At 68.9% G+C, this 18,509-nt stretch carries 17 protein-coding genes and 1 pseudogene; 10 read left to right on the forward strand and 8 right to left on the reverse strand.

What is annotated here, in order from left to right:
• Positions 1–497: 497 nt before the first annotated feature.
• From ACZ69I_RS32385 to pknB, 6 genes are all read left to right on the forward strand, one after another.
• Positions 498–1,397: an FhaA domain-containing protein gene (locus tag ACZ69I_RS32385; RefSeq protein ID WP_470836155.1), complete on the forward strand. Its 900-nt coding sequence runs from the start codon at positions 498–500 to the stop codon at positions 1,395–1,397.
• A gap of 10 nt (positions 1,398–1,407) precedes the next feature.
• Positions 1,408–1,923, forward strand: a complete 516-nt coding sequence (locus ACZ69I_RS32390; RefSeq protein WP_098243670.1) for an FHA domain-containing protein FhaB/FipA — start codon at positions 1,408–1,410, stop codon at positions 1,921–1,923.
• 131 nt (positions 1,924–2,054) lie between these two features.
• Complete coding sequence (locus tag ACZ69I_RS32395; RefSeq protein ID WP_470836157.1) at positions 2,055–3,605, forward strand: Stp1/IreP family PP2C-type Ser/Thr phosphatase; 1,551 nt, start codon at positions 2,055–2,057, stop codon at positions 3,603–3,605.
• A gap of 26 nt (positions 3,606–3,631) precedes the next feature.
• Positions 3,632–5,065, forward strand: coding sequence for an FtsW/RodA/SpoVE family cell cycle protein (locus ACZ69I_RS32400; protein ID WP_467674598.1), 1,434 nt, complete (start codon positions 3,632–3,634; stop codon positions 5,063–5,065).
• Positions 5,062–6,525: a peptidoglycan D,D-transpeptidase FtsI family protein gene (locus tag ACZ69I_RS32405; protein WP_467674600.1), complete on the forward strand. Its 1,464-nt coding sequence runs from the start codon at positions 5,062–5,064 to the stop codon at positions 6,523–6,525. The genes ACZ69I_RS32400 and ACZ69I_RS32405 overlap by 4 nt, the downstream gene beginning before the upstream one ends.
• Before the next feature lie 168 nt (positions 6,526–6,693).
• Positions 6,694–8,730, forward strand: coding sequence for a Stk1 family PASTA domain-containing Ser/Thr kinase (gene pknB, locus ACZ69I_RS32410; protein ID WP_467674602.1), 2,037 nt, complete (start codon positions 6,694–6,696; stop codon positions 8,728–8,730).
• A gap of 103 nt (positions 8,731–8,833) precedes the next feature.
• On the opposite strand, the gene ACZ69I_RS32415 is transcribed toward pknB, so the two are convergent.
• Genes ACZ69I_RS32415 through ACZ69I_RS32440 form a run of 6 tightly spaced genes read right to left on the reverse strand, consistent with a single transcriptional unit; the run spans position 8,834 to position 13,287 of the window.
• Positions 8,834–9,571 carry a class E sortase gene (locus ACZ69I_RS32415; RefSeq protein WP_470836159.1) on the reverse strand — a complete coding sequence of 246 codons (738 nt, stop codon included), beginning with the start codon at positions 9,569–9,571 and terminating at the stop codon, positions 8,834–8,836.
• A gap of 24 nt (positions 9,572–9,595) precedes the next feature.
• Positions 9,596–10,921, reverse strand: coding sequence for a class E sortase (locus ACZ69I_RS32420; RefSeq protein ID WP_470836161.1), 1,326 nt, complete (start codon positions 10,919–10,921; stop codon positions 9,596–9,598).
• The gene (locus ACZ69I_RS32425) at positions 10,918–11,577 is read right to left on the reverse strand and encodes an aminodeoxychorismate/anthranilate synthase component II (protein WP_470836163.1); all 660 of its coding nucleotides are present in this window, start codon (positions 11,575–11,577) and stop codon (positions 10,918–10,920) included. Before ACZ69I_RS32425 ends, ACZ69I_RS32420 begins: the two co-directional genes overlap by 4 nt.
• Positions 11,574–11,735: a hypothetical protein gene (locus ACZ69I_RS32430; protein ID WP_467674611.1), complete on the reverse strand. Its 162-nt coding sequence runs from the start codon at positions 11,733–11,735 to the stop codon at positions 11,574–11,576. The genes ACZ69I_RS32425 and ACZ69I_RS32430 overlap by 4 nt, the downstream gene beginning before the upstream one ends.
• Before the next feature lie 52 nt (positions 11,736–11,787).
• On the reverse strand, positions 11,788–12,492 hold the full coding sequence (locus ACZ69I_RS32435; protein ID WP_467674612.1) for a class E sortase: 705 nt from the start codon (positions 12,490–12,492) through the stop codon (positions 11,788–11,790).
• Between the two features lie 24 nt (positions 12,493–12,516).
• The gene (locus tag ACZ69I_RS32440; protein WP_467674614.1) at positions 12,517–13,287 is read right to left on the reverse strand and encodes a DUF881 domain-containing protein; all 771 of its coding nucleotides are present in this window, start codon (positions 13,285–13,287) and stop codon (positions 12,517–12,519) included.
• Between the two features lie 144 nt (positions 13,288–13,431).
• Here ACZ69I_RS32440 and crgA point away from each other — a divergent pair, with 144 nt between their 5' ends.
• Positions 13,432–13,689 (forward strand): cell division protein CrgA, encoded by a 258-nt coding sequence (crgA, locus tag ACZ69I_RS32445; protein WP_470836166.1) that lies wholly within the window; start codon positions 13,432–13,434, stop codon positions 13,687–13,689.
• A 280-nt stretch (positions 13,690–13,969) separates the two neighbouring features.
• Here the strand turns inward: crgA and ACZ69I_RS32450 are convergent, their stop codons facing one another.
• Complete coding sequence (locus ACZ69I_RS32450) at positions 13,970–14,866, reverse strand: rhomboid family intramembrane serine protease (protein ID WP_467674619.1); 897 nt, start codon at positions 14,864–14,866, stop codon at positions 13,970–13,972.
• A gap of 138 nt (positions 14,867–15,004) precedes the next feature.
• Positions 15,005–15,538, reverse strand: a complete 534-nt coding sequence (locus ACZ69I_RS32455) for a peptidylprolyl isomerase (protein WP_389716290.1) — start codon at positions 15,536–15,538, stop codon at positions 15,005–15,007.
• Positions 15,539–15,940: 402 nt separating this feature from the next.
• Here ACZ69I_RS32455 and ACZ69I_RS32460 point away from each other — a divergent pair, with 402 nt between their 5' ends.
• The 3 genes and pseudogenes from ACZ69I_RS32460 to ACZ69I_RS32470 all read left to right on the forward strand — a co-directional run.
• Entirely contained in the window at positions 15,941–16,657 is a 717-nt protein-coding gene (locus tag ACZ69I_RS32460) for a DUF5324 family protein (RefSeq protein WP_467674622.1), read from the forward strand.
• Positions 16,658–16,800: 143 nt separating this feature from the next.
• Positions 16,801–17,310: a flavin reductase family protein gene (locus tag ACZ69I_RS32465; protein WP_470836168.1), complete on the forward strand. Its 510-nt coding sequence runs from the start codon at positions 16,801–16,803 to the stop codon at positions 17,308–17,310.
• Positions 17,311–17,511: 201 nt separating this feature from the next.
• Positions 17,512–18,509 (forward strand): annotated as a pseudogene (locus ACZ69I_RS32470) (Fe-S oxidoreductase); the annotation flags it as partial.

The raw sequence follows: 18,509 nt of genomic DNA on the forward strand, positions 1-18,509 counted from the left end.
CTGCCGACATCCAGAAGATTAGCACGCTGCAGGGGGTGGATTCACATCCGTTTGGCGGGGCACCTGCCCAGGCAGGCAGGCCCGGGGGCGGGCTCGCCTCGCCCGGCCGGGCGCCCGGAAGAAACCCGTCCTGCCCGGCACCCGGCCCCCACACCCCCACGCGCGCCCCACCCATGAGCGCCCGTCCCGCCCCCGACCCGCCCGAGCCCGGCGAGCTCCACAGCAAGGTGCGGGACACTGGCTCTGGGCCCCCTCTACGATCCGTTGTAAAAGGAGGCTCGAGCAGGCGTCCCGCGCAACTGCCCGTACGGGGTTCCGGGGCCACGGATCAGGGCTCTCTCAGGGGTCCTGGGAGGATCCTCAGGACCCTGGTGCGGGCATGTCTTGTGAGAGGCGACACTCGTCGACTGGGCGGACAGGGGGAACCAGCCGATTTCCCGGCGCGTGGATACGATCAGTAAGCAGTACCAGGATGACTACGACGGAGGAGGTGCCCCATGGGAGTCCTGAAGAAGTTCGAGCAGCGCCTCGAAGGTCTGGTCAACGGCACCTTCGCCAAGGTGTTCAAGTCCGAGGTTCAGCCCGTCGAGATCGCCGGCGCCCTCCAGCGCGAGTGCGACAACAACGCGACGATCTGGAACCGCGAGCGGACGGTCGTCCCCAACGACTTCATCGTGGAGCTCAGCGCCCCCGACTTCGATCGGCTGAGCCCGTACTCGGGCCAGCTGGGCGACGAGCTCTCCGGCATGGTGCGTGACTACGCGAAGCAGCAGCGCTACAGCTTCATGGGCCCCATCAAGGTGCATCTCGAGAAGGCCGAGGACCTCGACACCGGCCTGTACCGCGTGCGCAGCCGCACCCTCGCCTCCAGCTCCTCCCAGGGGCCCGAAGGCGCCCCCGCGGGCCCGGCGGCCCCCGGTCGCGGCGCAGGTCCGGGCGGCGGCGGTGCCGGTGGCGGCTATGGCTATCCGCAGCCGCCCTCCGGAGCCGCCGGAGCTCCCGGAGGCGCACCTCCCATGCCCGCCGCGCCCCCGCCCGGCGCGGGCCGTCCCGGCGGGCAGTCCCCGGCACCGAGCAGGCCCGCGGGCCCCGGCGCCGGACCACTTCCGGGCGCCCAGGTGCGGCGCTGGATCGAGATCAACGGCAATCGCCATCAGATCTCCCGCCCGACGCTGGTGCTGGGACGCAGCACCGACGCCGATGTGCGGATCGACGACCCCGGCGTATCCCGTCGGCACTGTGAGATCCGGACCGGAACGCCCTCGACGATCCAGGATCTCGGGTCTACCAACGGCATCGTGGTAGACGGGCAGCACACCACCCGCGCTACGCTCCGCGACGGCTCGCGGATCGTCGTGGGTCAAACCACCATCGTTTACCGGCAAGCCGAAGGGTGAAGCGGGGGCAATGTCAGAGCTGACCCTGACGGTCATGCGGCTAGGTTTCCTAGCTGTTCTGTGGCTGTTCGTGATCGTGGCCGTCCAGGTCATCCGCAGCGACCTGTTCGGAACGCGCGTCACACAGCGCGGTTCGCGCCGCGAGCGGCCCCAGCAGGCCGCCCGCCAACAGCAGGCCGCCGCGCCTCCGCAGCAGCGGCAGCAGGGCGGCGGTGGCCGCCAGCGGCGCGGCGCCCCCAGCAAGCTGGTCGTCTCCGAGGGCATCCTCGCCGGGACGACGGTCGCCCTGCAGGGGCAGACCATCACGCTGGGCCGTGCGCACGACTCCACGATCGTGCTGGACGACGACTATGCCTCCAGCAGGCATGCCAGGATCTACCCGGACCGTGACGGCCAGTGGATCGTCGAGGATCTCGGGTCCACCAACGGCACGTATCTCGACCGGACCCGACTCACCACCCCGACGCCCGTTCCGCTGGGCGCGCCGATCCGCATCGGCAAGACCGTCATCGAGCTGCGGAAGTAGTACTACGTCATGACAGAGCGCGAGCGGAGCGAGCGAGCCGAAACGGCTGTCCAGGCACTGGACGCCGGCGCGCTCCCGACCGGAGGGTGGGCACCGTGCGGATGTACCCGGAGCCGACGGGCGAGGTGCGCATGAGTCTGTCTTTGCGCTTCGCCGCCGGATCGCACAAAGGCATGATCCGGGAGGGGAACGAGGACTCCGGTTACGCCGGCCCGCGTCTCCTCGCGATCGCCGACGGCATGGGGGGCCAGGCCGCGGGTGAGGTGGCGAGCTCCGAGGTCATTTCGACGCTCGTCACGCTGGACGACGACGTCCCGGGCTCGGACATCCTGACGTCACTGGGCACCGCCGTGCAGCGGGCCAACGACCAGCTGCGCCTGATGGTCGAGGAGGACCCCCAGCTCGAGGGCATGGGGACGACCCTGACCGCCCTCCTGTGGACGGGCCAGCGCCTCGGGCTCGTGCACGTCGGCGACTCGCGCGCGTACCTGCTGCGGGACGGCGTGCTCACGCAGATCACGCAGGACCACACCTGGGTGCAGCGCCTCGTCGACGAGGGCCGCATCACCGAGGAAGAGGCCACCACCCACCCGCAGAGGTCCCTCCTCATGCGCGCGCTGGGCAGCGGCGACCACGTCGAGCCGGATCTGTCGATCCGCGAAGTGCGCGCCGGCGACCGGTACTTGATCTGCTCGGACGGGCTGTCCGGCGTCGTCTCGCACCAGACGATGGAAGACACCCTCGCGAGCTACCAGGGCCCCCAGGAGACCGTGCAGGAGCTGATCCAGCTCGCGCTGCGCGGCGGCGGCCCCGACAACATCACCGTGATCGTCGCCGACGTCCTGGACATCGACAGCGGCGACACCCTCGCGGGCCAGCTGTCCGACACCCCCGTGGTGGTCGGCGCGGTCGCCGAGAACCAGCTCCAGGCGCAGGACGACGGCTCCATGCAGACGCCCGCGGGGCGCGCGTCGGGCCTCGGCCGCCCGGTGCCGCCGCAGCCCTCCGGAGGCGGCTTCGGCCCGCCCGGCAGCGGCGACACCACGGGTTACGCCCCCGAGGGCAGCTTCGGGGACTACGACGACGATGACTTCGTCAAGCCCGGCGGCGGCCGCAAGTGGCTCAAGAGATCCCTCTACGGAGTGCTCGCGCTCGCCGTCATCGCCGGTGGCCTCTACGGGGGGTACCGCTGGACGCAGACCCAGTACTACGTGGGCACGAACGACAAGCACATCGCCCTTTACCGCGGCATCGACCAGGATCTCGCCTGGGTCAGCCTGTCGAAGGTGGAGAAGGACCACCCCGAGATCGAACTCAAGTACCTGCCGCCGTACCAGCGCAAGCAGGTCGAGGCCACCATCCCCGAGGACAACCTCGACGAGGCCACGAGCAAGATCGAGGAGCTGGGGCTGCAGGCATCCGCCTGCAAGAAGGAAGCCGAGCGTCGCGAGGTCGAGCGCGAGAACAACGCCAAGACCGGCGAGGGCGAAGCCGGAGGCGCCTCCGGCCAGCGCAGGACGACTGGTCCGGATTCCACGACGTCCCCGCCCGTCGGGGACGACAAGAACGACAAGAACAGCTCGACCGACAAGAACAAGTCCAAGACCGCACCGACTCCCACACCCGGCCCCAGCCTCTCCGAGGATGAGCAGAAGCTGGTCCCGCTGTGCGGTAAGCAGTAAGCAGCCGTTGGGGGCCTCTGCACGCCATGAGCAGTAGTACTACACACACGTCGACGATCGGCGCGATCGGGGCGCCGAGCCGGCGCAACACCGAGCTCGCGCTGCTTGCGTTCGCGGTCGTCATCCCGTTGTTCGCCTACATGAACGTGGGCCTGGCGCTTGACGGCAAGGTGCCGTCCGGCATGCTCGGATACGGGGCGGGCCTCGGCCTGCTCGCGGCGGTGGGCCACTTGGTCGTCCGCAAGTTCGCGGCCTACGCGGACCCGTTGCTGCTGCCCCTGGCCACCCTGCTGAACGGCCTGGGCCTGGTGCTGATCTGGCGGCTCGACCAGTCCGAGCGACTGCAGCAGCTGCCCAACTTCAGCGCGGCGGCACCGAACCAGCTCATGTACTCCGCGATCGGCATCGCCCTGTTCGTCGGTGTGCTGCTGCTGCTCAAGGACCACCGCGTGCTGCAGCGCTACACCTACATCTCCATGGTCGTGTCCCTGGTCCTGCTGCTCCTGCCGCTCGTGCCGGGCCTCGGCCTCAACATCTACGGCGCGAAGATCTGGATCCACGTCGGCGGGTTCTCCATCCAGCCCGGTGAGTTCGCGAAGATCGTCATCGCGATCTTCTTCGCCGGTTACCTGATGGTGAAGCGCGACGCCCTCGCCCTGGCCAGCCGCCGCTTCATGGGCCTGTACCTGCCGCGCGGGCGCGACCTCGGGCCGATCATCGTCGTCTGGGCGATGTCGATCCTCATCCTGGTCTTCGAGACCGACCTCGGTACGTCGCTGCTGTTCTTCGGCATGTTCGTGGTCATGCTGTACGTCGCCACCGAGCGGACCAGCTGGATCGTCTTCGGTCTCCTGATGTCCGCGGTCGGCGCCGTCGCCGTGGCGAGCTTCGAGCCGCACATCCAGACGCGTGTGCAGGCCTGGCTCAACCCGTTGCGCGAGTACAAGCTCAGCCAGGCCGGCGTCCAGGACGGTGTCATCCACTCCGAGCAGGCGATGCAGGCCCTCTGGGCCTTCGGCTCCGGCGGCACCCTCGGCTCCGGTCTCGGCCAGGGCCACTCGGACCTGATCAAGTTCGCCGCCAACTCCGACTTCATCCTCGCCACCTTCGGTGAGGAGCTGGGTCTCGCCGGCATCATGGCGATCCTGTTGATCTACGGCCTGATCGTCGAGCGCGGCGTCCGTACGGCGCTCGCCGCCCGTGACCCGTTCGGCAAGCTCCTCGCGATCGGCCTCTCCGGGGCCTTCGCCATCCAGGTCTTCGTCGTCGCCGGCGGCGTCATGGGCCTGATCCCGCTGACCGGTATGACCATGCCCTTCCTGGCGTACGGCGGTTCGTCCGTCATCGCCAACTGGGCGCTGATCGGCATCCTGATCAGGATCAGCGACACCGCGCGCCGACCGGCCCCGTCCCCCGCCCCGAACCCCGACGCCGAAATGACCCAGGTGGTCCGACCGTGAACAAGCCCCTGCGCCGGATCGCGATCTTCTGCGGGCTGCTCATCCTCGCCCTGCTCGCCCGGGACAACTGGCTCCAGTACGTCCAGGCCGACTCCCTCGCGAAGCACGAGAAGAACCGCCGCGTCACCATCGAGCGCTACTCCCAGCCGCGCGGCGACATCATCGTCGACGGCAAGCCCATCACCGGGTCCAAGGCGACGCCGGGCAGCGACCTCAAGTACAAGCGCACCTGGAAGGACGGGCCCATGTGGGCCCCCATCACCGGGTACTCCTCGCAGCGCATGGGCGCCACCCAGCTGGAGTCCATCGACGACGGCATCCTCACCGGCAACGACGACCGGCTCTTCTTCCGTCGCACCCTCGACATGCTGACCGGCGAGAAGAAGGAGGGCGGCAATGTCGTCACCACCCTCAACTCCGCCGCGCAGAAGGCCGCGTACGACGGTCTGAAGAGCAAGGGCAAGGGCGCCGTCGCGGCGATCGACCCGTCGACGGGCGCCATCCTCGCGCTGGCCTCCACCCCGTCGTACGACCCCGGCGACTTCGCGGGCAACTCGAACGCGGAAGCCGAGAAGTACCTGAGCCTGGAGAAGGACAAGGACAAGCCGATGGTCAACCGCGCGCTGCGCGAGACCTACCCGCCCGGCTCCACCTTCAAGGTGGTCACGGCGGCGGCCGCCCTCGAGCACAACCTGTACGACAACATCGACAGCAAGACGGACTCGCCGGACCCCTGGACGATGCCGAACACGACGCAGCCGCTGCCGAACGAGGGGAACATCCCCTGCAAGAACGCCTCGCTGCGTGAGGCCCTTCGCTGGTCCTGCAACACCGTCTTCGGCAAGATCGGCTCCGATCTCGGCAAGGACAAGATGCTGGAGACGGCGAAGAAGTTCGGGTTCAACGAGCAGCAGTTCGTGCCCGTCCGCTCCAACGCCTCCAACTTCCCCGAGGACATGGACAAGCCGCAGACCGCGCTGTCCTCCATCGGCCAGTTCGAGACCGCGGCGACGCCCCTGCAGATGGCCATGGTCGCCTCGGCGGTCGCCAACGACGGCACCCTCATGGAGCCGTACATGGTCAGCGAGCTGCAGGCGCGCAACCTGGACGTCATCGAGAAGCACTCGCCGAAGGAGATGAGCAAGCCGCTCTCGAAGGAGAACGCCCAGAAGCTGCAGGAAATGATGGAGACGGTCATCGAGAAGGGCACCGGAACCAACGCCCAGATCCCGAACGTCACCGTCGGCGGAAAGACGGGTACGGCCCAGCACGGTGTGGCCAACAGCAAGAATCCGTACGCCTGGTTCATCTCGTACGCCAAGACGGATTCCGGTTCGCCGGTCGCCGTCGCGGTCGTCGTCGAGGACTCCAAGGCGAGCCGTCAGGACATCTCCGGTGGCGGTCTGGCGGCTCCGATCGCCAAGGACGTCATGAAGGCAGTCATCGACAGCAAGAAGTGACCCCCATCACGCCCCCTCCACATCGGTGCACGTTGCGGTACCGGTCCGGTATCGGGTGACGGTCGCGGCCGGGTCACGTAAGTGGAGCCGGGTACCGTATGCCCGGACAGCACACCGCCGGACCACACAACGGTGCGGTCGGGACCGACGGAGAGGGCTGGATTAGCTATGGAAGAGCCGCGTCGCCTCGGCGGCCGGTACGAGCTGGGCCAGGTGCTCGGCCGCGGCGGGATGGCGGAGGTCTACCTCGCGCACGACACCCGCCTCGGTCGCACCGTGGCGGTGAAGACGCTGCGAGTCGACCTCGCCCGCGACCCGTCGTTCCAGGCCCGGTTCCGCCGTGAGGCCCAGTCTGCCGCCTCGCTCAACCACCCGGCGATCGTCGCGGTCTACGACACCGGCGAGGACTACGTCGACGGGGTCTCCATCCCGTACATCGTGATGGAGTACGTCGACGGCTCCACGCTGCGCGAGCTCCTGCACTCCGGCCGCAAGCTGCTGCCGGAGCGGGCCATGGAGATGACGATCGGCATCCTCCAGGCCCTCGAGTACTCGCACCGGAACGGCATCGTCCACCGCGACATCAAGCCCGCGAACGTCATGCTGACGCGCAACGGCCAGGTCAAGGTCATGGACTTCGGCATCGCCCGCGCCATGGGCGACTCCGGCATGACGATGACGCAGACCGCCGCGGTCATCGGCACGGCGCAGTACCTCTCGCCGGAGCAGGCCAAGGGCGAGCAGGTCGACGCGCGCTCCGACCTCTACTCCACCGGCTGCCTGCTCTACGAGCTGCTCACCGTCCGGCCGCCGTTCGTCGGCGACTCCCCGGTCGCGGTGGCCTATCAGCACGTACGGGAGGAGCCGCAGGCCCCGAGCGTCTTCGACGGAGAGATCACTCCGGAGATGGACGCCATCGTCCTGAAGGCGCTCACCAAGGACCCGGACTACCGCTACCAGTCGGCCGACGAGATGCGTGCCGACATCGAGGCCTGTCTCGACGGCCAGCCCGTCGCGGCCACCGCCGCCATGGGCGCGGTGGGCTACGGCGGCCACCCGAACGACCAGCAGACCGCGATGCTGCGCCCGCAGAACAACCAGGGCCAGACGTCGATGATGCCGCCGGTCAACCCGGACGACGGGGGCTACGGCTACGACGAGGGCCGCGGCCGGCGCCAGAAGAAGAGCAACACGTCGACGTGGCTGCTCGTCCTCGCGGGCGTCCTGGTCCTGGTGGGGGCGATCCTCATCGGGAAGTGGGCGTTCACCGGGGACGGCGGCGACGACGCCACCAAGGCGCCGAACTTCGTGGGCGAGACGTACAAGGAAGCCCAGGAGTCGGCGGACAACGTCGGCCTGAAGCTGGAGATCGGCGAGCGCAAGCCCTGCGAGAAGTACCCCAAGGGTGAGATCTGCGATCAGGACCCCGGGGCCGACGCGGAGGTCAAGAAGGGCGACACCGTCACGGTGACGGTGTCGACCGGCGCGCCCAAGGTCGCGGTGCCGAACGTCATCTCGACGAACGTGGACGACGCCACGGAGAAGCTCCAGGGCGACAAGTACCAGTTCAAGGTCACTCCCAAGTCCCGGGAGTCCACCGAGGAGCCGGGCACGGTCCTGGAGCAGGACCCGACCTCCGGTACCGAGGTCCAGAAGGGCAGCAAGATCACGCTGATCGTCGCCAAGGAGAAGAAGCAGGTCAGCGTCCCGGACGTGGCCGGCCTCGACTACGCGGCCGCCGAGAAGCGGCTCAAGGACAACGGCTTCACGGCTTCCCGCGAGGACGTCGCGAGCGAGGACGTCGACGAGGGCAAGGTCATCAAGACCACGCCGGCGGCCGGCACCCCGGCCGACCCCGGCTCCACGGTCACCGTCCAGGTGGCCAAGGCGGCCGAGGAGTCCACCGTCCCGCCCCTGACCGGCCAGAAGCTGAAGGACGCCCGCAAGGCCATCGAGGACGCGGGTCTGACGGTCGGCACCATCACCGGCCCGCAGGACGACGACGCACTGGTCGTCTTCTCGCAGCCCAACGCGGGCGAGAAGGTCGCGCCCGGTTCCGCGGTCAACCTGACCACCGCGGGCGGCGGTGGCGGCGGGAACGGCAACGGCGGTAACGGTGGCGGCGGAGACGGCGGGGACGACGGCTTCGTCGGCGGCCTGTCCCACCGCGACGGCCACGACAAGTGGCCGGGCTTCGACTACTGACCCGTTCCGCAGGACGAGCTCACGACAGGAGCTCACAGGACACGAGAGAGCCCCGGTACCGCTGAGCGGTACCGGGGCTCTCTCGTCGCGTCCGTACTCCGCGCTACCCCCGCAGCTCCGGCGGCGGCGTCCGCTCGGCGTCGACCTTCTCGATCCGCTCCAGCTCGCCCCAGACGACGTACCGGTAGCGGGAGGTGTAGACCGGCGTGCAGGTCGTGAGGGTGATGTAGCGGCCCGGCTTCTTCACGCCCGATTCCTTCGGGACCGGGTCCAGGACCTTCACGTTGAACTTCGAGGTCTCGGAGAGCGTCGAGTACACCTTGTACACGTACCACTTGTCCCGGGACTCGTAGACGATCGCGTCGCCCTTCTTGATCTTGTCGATCCTGTGGAACTTCGCGCCGTGCCCGTCGCGGTGCGCGGCCAGCGTGAAGTTGCCCTTCTCGTCCTCGGGCAGGGCCGACTTGACCGGCTCCTTGTAGTAGCCGGCGACGCCGTCGTTGAGGACCTTGCTGCTGGTGCCCTTCTTGACCAGCACCTCGCCGCCGCCCATCGCCGGTACGTGCAGGAAGCCGATGCCGTCCTTGGTGTCGATCTTCCCCGGGCCGCTCGCCCAGTGGTCGCGCACCCGGTTGCCCTGCTTGTGCGCCTCGCGGTCCGCTATGACGTTCGTCCACCACAGCGAGTAGACGACGAAGAGGCCGAGCACGAGACCCGCGGTGATGAGGAGTTCACCGAAGACGCTGACCGCCGTGGCGATGGGGCCGCGGCCCCGGCGCCGTGGCGCGGGGGCCGGTGCGGGCGCCTCCGCCTGCTGCTCGTCGTCGGTCGTGGCTGCCACTCGATCTGCCCCGTTCTCACCGTTCTAGTTCACGAGCGCGCTGGGCTTGCCCTTGCCGCGCGGTCGTTCCTCGACCATCTTGCCCCAGACGATCATTCGATACTTACTCGTGAATTCCGGGGTACAGGTGGTCAGTGTGATGTACCGGCCGGGTTTGGTGAACCCCGAGCCCTGCGGCACGGGAGCGATCACGCTCGTGTTGCCCGGGGACGTCTGCGGCAGGATGCTCGCCATCTTGTAGACGTAGTACTTGTTCCGCGTCTCGACGACGATCGGGTCGCCGGGCTCCAGGCGGTTGATGTAGCGGAACGGTTCGCCGTGGGTGTTGCGGTGGCCCGCGACCGCGAAGTTGCCCTGCGCCGCGTCCGGCATCGGGGTCTTGGTGCCGCCCTCGTTGTAGTGGCCGACCATGCCGCGGTCGAGGACCTTCTGCTTGTCGATGCCCTCGGCGACCGGCACGACGACGTCCAGGCGCGGGATGTGCAGCAGCGCGAAGCCCTGGCCCGGCTCGAAGGTCCCGGGCTTGCCCTCGCCCTTGGCCCAGCTCTCCTGGAGGTCGTGGGCGGCGCCGTTCGCCTGCTGGTGGGCGCGGATGTTCGTCCACCACAGCTGGTACGTGACGAACAGCAGCATCAGGACGCCGACGGTGATGAAGACCTCTCCGAGCCCCCGGCTGATCACGGCACCCGGCGACGGCCTGCGGGCGCGCTCCGCACGGCGTGCCTCGACGCGGGAGAGGGGAGCGGTGGCGGATCGGGCCGCGGCGGTCCCCTCGCGGCTCGCGGCCGGACGCGTCCCGCCCTTCCTGGCGGCCCTGCGGCGGGCCGCCCTGCCGCCCTCGACGGCGTTTCCCGCCCCCGGGATGCCGTCGGGCTGCGCTCCGGCTATTCGACGGGTGTCCGCCGTCCGCAGTCCCACGGTCTCGTCGTCCCGTACGGGCGGGGGCGGAGGTGTGGGCGTCGGCTGCTCGGGAGCGTACGCGCCGTAGAGCTCCTCGTACGTGGGCTCCGGCTGGGTTTCCGGTGCCGGTGTCGGTGCGGGTGCGGGTGTCGATGCCGGTGGCTGCGCCCCGTACCAGTCGCGGGCGTATCCCTCGGGGTCGTACCACTCCTCTTCCGGCGGCTGCGACTGCGGCTTTGGCTGTGGCTGCGGCTGCGGCTGTGGTGCACGCGGCTGCGGCTCCGCCGACGCGCTGCGGAACCACGGCGAGGAGTGCTGCCCCGGCAGCGGATCCGTCAGCGGGTCGTCCAGATGATCGACCGCCGCCTCGAACGCACCCGCGTCCCCGTGCGCGCCATCGGCGTCGTACGGGGCTCCGGAGGAGTCGCGCTCGGGGCGCAGGTCGGTCACGCCGTGGCCCGGCCCACCACCGGGGCCAGCCCGCTCGATCGGCCGACGGCGCCGGTGTCGCCGCACTCCGCCAGCCAGTTGGCCAGCATCAGGTGGCCGTGTTCGGTCAGCACCGACTCGGGGTGGAACTGCACACCCTCGACCGGCAGTTCGCGGTGGCGCAGGCCCATGATGATGCCGTCCTCCGTGCGCGCGGTGACTTCGAGATCGGCCGGTACGGTGGCCGGTTCGGCGGCCAGCGAGTGGTAGCGGGTCGCGGTGAACGGCGACGGCAGGCCCGCGAAGACGCCCTTGCCCTCGTGGCGGACGGCGGAGGTCTTGCCGTGCAGGAGCTCCGGGGCGCGGTCCACCACGCCGCCGTACGCCACCGCCATGGACTGCATGCCGAGGCAGACGCCGAAGACGGGCACGCCGGTGGCGGCGCAGTGCCGCACCATCTCCACGCAGACGCCCGCCTGCTCCGGGGTGCCGGGGCCGGGCGACAGCAGCACGCCGTCGAAGCCGTCCTGGGCGTGCCGGAGCTCGACCTCGTCGTTGCGCAGGACCTCGCACTCGGCACCGAGCTGGTAGAGGTACTGGACGAGGTTGAAGACGAAGCTGTCGTAGTTGTCGACGACGAGGACGCGGGTACGGCCGCGGCCGTCGGCGGTACTCACTGGCCGTCCACGGTGACGTCGTTGAAGGGCAGCAGCGGCTCCGCCCACGGGAAGACGTACTGGAACAGCACGTAGACGACCGCGAGAACGAGCACCAGCGAAACCAGTGCTCTCACCCAGGTGTTTCCCGGCAGATGCCGCCAGATCCAGCCGTACATGCCGTCCCTTCCGTCGCGTACGGCATGGCCTCCCTCGCCGTACCGCACCAGACTAACGGCGCAGTGCCTCCGGTTTCCCGGCCTCCACGGGCTGGGTGGCATCCAGATGTGCCCAGGCGATCAGCCGGTGGCTGTGGCCCCACTCCGGTTCGCAGGTCGTCAGGGTGAGGTAGCGCCCGGGGCCGTCATAGCCGGATTTGCGCGGCACGGGATCGATGACACCGATGTCTCCGGGCAGCGTCCTGTAGGGCTTCTTGTCGATGCGGTACGTGAACCAGGTCGCGCCGTCGGTCAGCACGACGGGGTCGCCGGGGCGCAGCTCGGGGAAGTCCTTGAAGGGGTCGCCGTAGGTGCGCCGGTGGCCCGCCACGGAGAAGTTGCCCTTCTGCCCGAGCCCCGCGGTGGAGGCGTAGTGGCCGAGGCCCTTCTTCAGGACGTCGGTGCCGGTGCCCTGGAGCACGGGCTTGTTCCACGTGAAACCGAACCGCGGGACGTACATGACGGCGAAGGCCTTGCCGTCCTTGTAGGGGGCCGGTTTCCCCGGTGAGCTCTCGGCGGACCCCGTCCGGGCCGGTTCGTCGTCCACGCCGGTGGAGACCGCGCCCCGCGCCCACTGGTCCTGCAGCTCGTCGATCTGGCCGTCCATGGCGTTGTCCGCCTTGACGCCGGTCCAGAACAGGACGTACACGACGAAGAGCACGATCAACGTGCCGACGGTGACGCACAGTTCGCTGAACGTCCTGACGAGCACACGCACGGACACAGGCTCCCCCAGGGGCCGCTACTCCACAGGCTTCGCGTAGTGGAGATCCACTGTGCCCGAGTAGCCGGGAAGAGTCACCGCCCCGTCGTCGTCCACTTTCCAGCCGAGTCCGTAGGCGTTGACGTACAGCATGTAGTTCTGGATCTCGGGGGAGGCCGCGAGGGCGTTCTTGAGCTTGTCGGGGTCGCCGACCGCGGTCACCTTGTAGGGCGGCGAGTAGACGCGGCCCTGGAGGATCAGGGTGTTGCCGACGCAGCGCACGGCGCTCGTGGAGATCAGGCGCTGGTCCATGACCTTGATGCCCTCGGCGCCGCCCTGCCAGAGGGCGTTCACCACGGCTTGCAGGTCCTGCTGGTGAATGACCAGGTCATTGGGTTGCGGCTCGGGGTAGCCGGGCAGCTTGGCGGTGGCGTTGGGCGGGGCGTCGGCGAGGGTGACGGTGACCGCGTCGCCGCTGAGCTTCTTGGTGCCGGCGTTCTCCTCCAGCGCCTTGAGCCGGGCGTCGTCGGCCTTGGTGCCGCCGCTGTCGCGCTGGGCGAGCGACTCGACGTCGTCGCGCAGGGAGCCGTTGGACTCGTCGAGCTCGCCGTTCTTGTGGCTGCGCTCCTGAATGAGGTCGGAGAGTTTCAGCAGCGAGGCGTCCGTACGGATGTTGGTGCCCTTGGCCGTGTTGAAACTGGTGAAGAAGATCAGGCCCGCGAGGGCGAAAACAGCGCCCGTAAGCACCCGAACCGGACGCCATCGGGGGCGACGACCGGCACCTTTGTGGGGGTCGGCAGAATTGCTCAACGTACCCTTATCTCCTTCAGCGCCGCGGAAGCACTACGCTAACGGACGCCCGGGGGAGGCTTCAGCTCCGTGTAGTGCCACGCCCGGCGCGCCAGACCACAGTTACCTGCGCGGCCACGCAGCGCATCGACAGGAGAGACCCTCGTGCCGAAGTCACGTATCCGCAAGAAGGAAGACGACTACACGCCGCCGCCCGCCAAGAAGGCGACGACCATCAAGCTGACCAATCGGAGCTGGGTGGCTCCGGTGATGCTGGCGTTGTTCCTCATCGGCCTCGCCTGGATCGTCGTCTTCTACGTCACGGACGGCAAGCTGCCGGTGGACCCGCTGGGCAACTGGAACATCGTGGTCGGCTTCGGCTTCATCGCCGCGGGCTTCGGCGTCTCCACCCAGTGGAAGTAGCGCCCGCCCGAAGCCTCGTCCGGCGGTGGGCCCAAGCAGTTCCACCGCTCCGAGCGCAAGCCTTGCCCTGAGTTATCCACAGCGCTATCCCCACCTGGGGATAAGACTGAAGATCTGTGGATAACCCTCGGCCGGTTGACGCCGGTGTGACTGGCCCACCGCATCCTCGCACCTCGCGTGCCCCTTGCCCTCCCTGGGGAAACCCAGGTCAGCGACAAGGGGCACGCGTGTTCCCACAGCATGCACAAGATCCGCCACACGCTGTGGACAACCTGGTACGTCAGGTGAGCTCCGCAGTCCGTACGAGGACCATGACCACCGTCGCGACCAGCACCAGCGCACAGCTGCCGTACTGGATGAGGTTCCGCCGCTCGCGGGGCGCGTGCACCATCGCGTACCCGACGATGACGCCCCCGACGAGACCGCCGACATGGGCCTGCCAGGCGATGTTGGGCCACCAGAAGGTGATGACCATGTTGATCGCGAGGAGCGCGATGACCGGCCGCATGTCGTAGTTCAGCCGCCGCATCAGGATGGCGGTCGCGCCGAACAACCCGAAGATCGCGCCGGAGGCGCCCAGCGAGGGCCGGTAGGGCTCCTCGAGGAGGTACGTCAGCGCGCTGCCCGCGAGGCCGGAGGCCGCGTAGAGCGCGAGGTAGCGGACGCGGCCGAGGGCCGCTTCGAGCGGGCCGCCGATCCACCACAGGCTGAGCATGTTGAAGGCGATGTGCATGTAGCTGCTGTGCAGGAACATCGCCGTCACGAGGCGGTACCACTGTCCCTCGGCGACGCCCTCGACCGAGCCGAACTCCGGGACGAAGGCCCGCCCGAGGAGATCGAACCGGTCGGTGAAGCGGTCCCCGACCGCCAGCTGCACGAGGAACAGCGCGAGATTGAGCCCCACGAGGACCTTGGTCACCAGGCGCGGGTCGGCGGCGATCGTGCCGCCCGCGACCGTGCGCGGCTGGTTGGCCGCCGGTGTGTGACCGGTGCCCGAGCCGCTGCGGACGCAGTCGGGGCACTGGAAGCCGACCGAGGCACTGATCATGCACTCGGGGCAGATGGGACGCTCGCAGCGCGTGCAGGTGATGCCGGTCTCCCGGCCCGGATGCCGGTAGCAGGCGGGCAGGCCCGACGCCCCCTGTGACTCCTGCGGGCTGCCTGGCGCCTGGTCCATGAAGGTCCCCTCAATCCTCGTACGAAGGCACGGTGACGGCACACGTGGCAACGCGCCGCCCCGCCCTTCCTCTACGGATGGGCGGGGCGGTTTGGTTCCCTCGTGGACGCGCGAGGCTCCCTCGCGCATACGCGCAGGTCAGGCGTCGCGGGTCTCGATGACCACGGACTCGATGACCACGTCGTTGACCGGACGGTCGGTGCGCGGGTTGGTCTGGGTGGCCGCGATGGCGTCCACGACCTTCTGGCTGGCCGCGTCGGTGACCTCGCCGAAGATGGTGTGCTTGCGCGTCAGCCAGGCCGTCGGCGACACAGTCACGAAGAACTGCGAGCCGTTGGTGCCCGGGCCGGCGTTGGCCATGGCCAGGAGGTAAGGCTTGTCGAAGGCGAGGTCCGGGTGGAACTCGTCCTCGAACTCGTAGCCCGGGCCGCCGGTGCCGTTGCCCAGCGGGTCGCCGCCCTGGATCATGAAACCGCTGATCACCCGGTGGAAGACGGTGCCGTCGTACAGGCGGTCCGAGGTCTTCTTGCCGGTCGCGGGGTGGACCCACTCGCGCTCGCCCTGGGCGAGCTCAACAAAGTTCTTGACCGTCTTGGGCGCGTGGTTCGGCAGGAGCCGGACCACGATGTCGCCCTGGTTGGTCTTCAGGGTGGCGTAAAGCTGCTCAGCCACGATCTGCCTTCCGTTGTCTTCTGTGACCCCCCGATCCTCGCACGGACCGGATTGGGACGAGTAGCCACCGACTGGGCGCGCGCCCAAGCGATCCGTGGCATTGTCGGCCGGGAGCTCTTCTTGCGCCGATTCGCTCGTACGGAACGGGATAGACGGGTCGATCGGGGTAACCGGGGGGAAGCAGAGATTTTTTCTCGCTGGACAACTCGCTCAACAACCCGCTGAACAACTCGCCCAGAGCCGGACTCGGAGACTGGAGCGACCGGACCGGAATGACGGCCCGGCGCCAGCTCCCGTGACCCGGATGCCCGCCCTCGCATGTCTTCGGAGCGATCCGGAAGGCATGATCGCTGAAAGGGTGGAAAGGTGACATACCTATACGCCACCGAGGAGGAGGATCCCGTGACCCGCATCGACAGCGTGCGCGCCGCGACCGGCTCTGCCAAGGACAGCGTGCGTCACGCCGCGGACGCGGTGGCGCCCTACGCCGACACGGCCAAGGACCGGGCCACCCACTACGCCCACGAAGCGCGCGTACGGCTCGCACCCAAGGTGTCGCAGGCCGCCGAGCAGGCCCGTGTCCAGTACGGCGCCCACGTCGCCCCCCGCGTCGAGCAGGCCCGCACGCATGTACCGCCGAAGGTCGACCAGGCCGCGCACGAGGCCGCCGTCCGCACCCGCAAGGCCGCCCGGCAGGCCGCCGAGTACTCCAAGCCCCGCATCGAGCACGCGGTCGCCGCCGCACAGCCCGTGCGCGACGAGGCCGCGTCCCGTGGCACGGCGGCCCTCGCCGCACTGCGCGGTCAGGTCTCGGCCAAGGAGATCCAGCGCCTGACGCGCAAGCACGAGCGCCGGGCCAGGGCGGGTCGGCTCGCCAAGAGCCTGGCCGTGTTCGGCATCCTCGCGGGCGGCGCGGTCGCCGCGTGGAAGTGGTGGGACAAGCAGGCCAACCCCGACTGGCTGGTCGAGCCGCCCGCGGCCACGGAGGTCCCGGCGAGCACGCCGCTGACGTCCGTCGACGGCAGCGCCCAGGCGTCCCTCGACCCCGAGGTCCAGGCCAAGCAGGCGGAGGCGGAGGCGGAAGCCGAGGCCACGGACGGGGAAAAGAAGAAGAGCTGACCCCGCTCCTGGAGCCATGGACTGATGGAGTGAACGACGCCGTGGGGTGGTGAGGCCGGGAGGCCTCCCGCCCTGCGGTGTTTCACGTGAAACATGGGCGGCGAGACCGCGCGACCGCGCCGCCGGTGAGGGAGGGCGGGCGCATGAGCATGGACGAGCGCATGGACGAGCGCATGGACGGCTTCACCGATCTGCTGTCCCCTCCCATGTACGTGGTCACGGCTGCGGCCGAGGACGGGCAGCGCGCGGGGTGCCTGGTCGGCTTCGCGAGCCAGTGCTCCCTGCAACCCGTGCGGTTCGCCGTATGGATCTCCAAGGCCAACCACACGTACCGCGTCGCCCGGAGGGCCCGTACTCTCGCGGTCCACCTCCTGCCGCGCGACCGGCACGACCTCGCCGAGCGCTTCGGCTCCCTCTGCAGTGCCGAGACGGACAAGTTCGCCGGGCTGAAGTGGCACGAAGGGCCGGACGGAACCCCCGTCCTCGACGACGCCCTCGCCTGGTTCGCCGGTCGCGTCCACGGCCGGGTCGACGGCGGCGACCACGTCGCCTTCTTCCTCGACCCGATCGCCGTGCACGCGACCGGGTCCGGCGGGCGGGTTCCGCTCTCGCTCCACGACGCGAGCGACATCGCTGCCGGGCACCCCGCCTGAGCGATCAACGGCTCATCAGCGACGCAGATCACTGCCTGAGCGGGTGTGCCCCTGCTGAGCGGGGCGGTAGTCTCGTACGAGCTCAATAAGTTACCGCTTAGTAATAGTCGGGGCGGTCCCCGCCTGTCCGGGCGGGCGCCCGCTCGCAGATTCATACATCTACGTCCATCAGCCCCACCGGGACCGGTTCGAGGAGCCCCCATGCAACTCGCCGCGATCGTCGTTTCGCTGACACTCAGCGCGGTCGGCATTGCATTGTTCGTGCGCGCCTTTGTGCATTTCTTCCGCTTCTTCCGGCTGGGTGCGCCGCTGCCGGAGAACGCGAATCGTCTGGACAATCCGTGGCAGCGCAGTGTGACGCTGGTCAAGGAGTTCCTCGGCCATACGCGGATGGCCCAGTGGGGACTGGTGGGCTTTGCCCACTGGTTCGTCGCGCTGGGTTTCTACACACTGATCCTGACGATCGTGAACGCGTACGGGCAGCTGTTCCACCCCGACTGGACGCTGCCGGTCATCGGTGGCTGGCTGCCGTACGAGATGTACATCGAGTTCATCGGCACCGGCACCACGCTCGGCATCGTGATCATGTTCGTCATCCGGCAGCTGAGCCTGCCGACCCGGCCGGGCCGCAAGTCCCGCTTCGCCGGATCGAACCGGACCCACGCCTACTTCGTCGACACCGTCATCTTCCTCATCGGTCTCTCGGTGATGGCGCTGCGCGGGCTTGAAGGCGTGCTGCACCACGCGGACTACGGCCCGGACAACTACGTCTCCTACGGCTTCACGCTGCTCTTCGACGGCCTGAGCCACTCCGGCGTGGAGACCTGGGTCTACTTCTTCGCCATGCTCAAGCTGAGCGCGTCCTTCATCTGGATGATCACGGTCAGCCTGAATCTCGACATGAGCATCGCCTGGCACCGGATGCTCGCCTTCCCGAACATCTGGTTCAAGCGTGAGTCCTCCGGCCGCACCGCCCTGGGCGGGCTGCAGCCGATGTCCTCGGGCGGCAAGCCGATCAACTTCGAGGACCCGGGCGAGGACGACGTCTACGGCGTCTCCCAGGTCGAGCAGTTCAGCTGGAAGGGCCTGCTGGACTTCTCCACCTGCACGGAGTGTGGTCGCTGCCAGTCGCAGTGCCCCGCCTGGAACACCGGCAAGCCGCTCTCCCCCAAGCTGCTCATCATGTCGCTGCGCGACCA

The organism is Streptomyces sp. NPDC036815 (assembly GCF_055609205.1).

Coding starts and splice junctions, on each gene's coding strand:
- ACZ69I_RS32450 (WP_467674619.1), bottom strand. CDS start 14,866: ATGGACCAGGCGCCAGGCAGCCCGCAGGAGTCACAGGGGGCGTCGGGC.
- ACZ69I_RS32385 (WP_470836155.1), top strand. CDS start 498: ATGGGAGTCCTGAAGAAGTTCGAGCAGCGCCTCGAAGGTCTGGTCAAC.
- ACZ69I_RS32395 (WP_470836157.1), top strand. CDS start 2,055: ATGAGTCTGTCTTTGCGCTTCGCCGCCGGATCGCACAAAGGCATGATC.
- ACZ69I_RS32465 (WP_470836168.1), top strand. CDS start 16,801: ATGAGCATGGACGAGCGCATGGACGAGCGCATGGACGGCTTCACCGAT.
- pknB (WP_467674602.1), top strand. CDS start 6,694: ATGGAAGAGCCGCGTCGCCTCGGCGGCCGGTACGAGCTGGGCCAGGTG.
- ACZ69I_RS32390 (WP_098243670.1), top strand. CDS start 1,408: ATGTCAGAGCTGACCCTGACGGTCATGCGGCTAGGTTTCCTAGCTGTT.
- ACZ69I_RS32430 (WP_467674611.1), bottom strand. CDS start 11,735: ATGTACGGCTGGATCTGGCGGCATCTGCCGGGAAACACCTGGGTGAGA.
- ACZ69I_RS32400 (WP_467674598.1), top strand. CDS start 3,632: ATGAGCAGTAGTACTACACACACGTCGACGATCGGCGCGATCGGGGCG.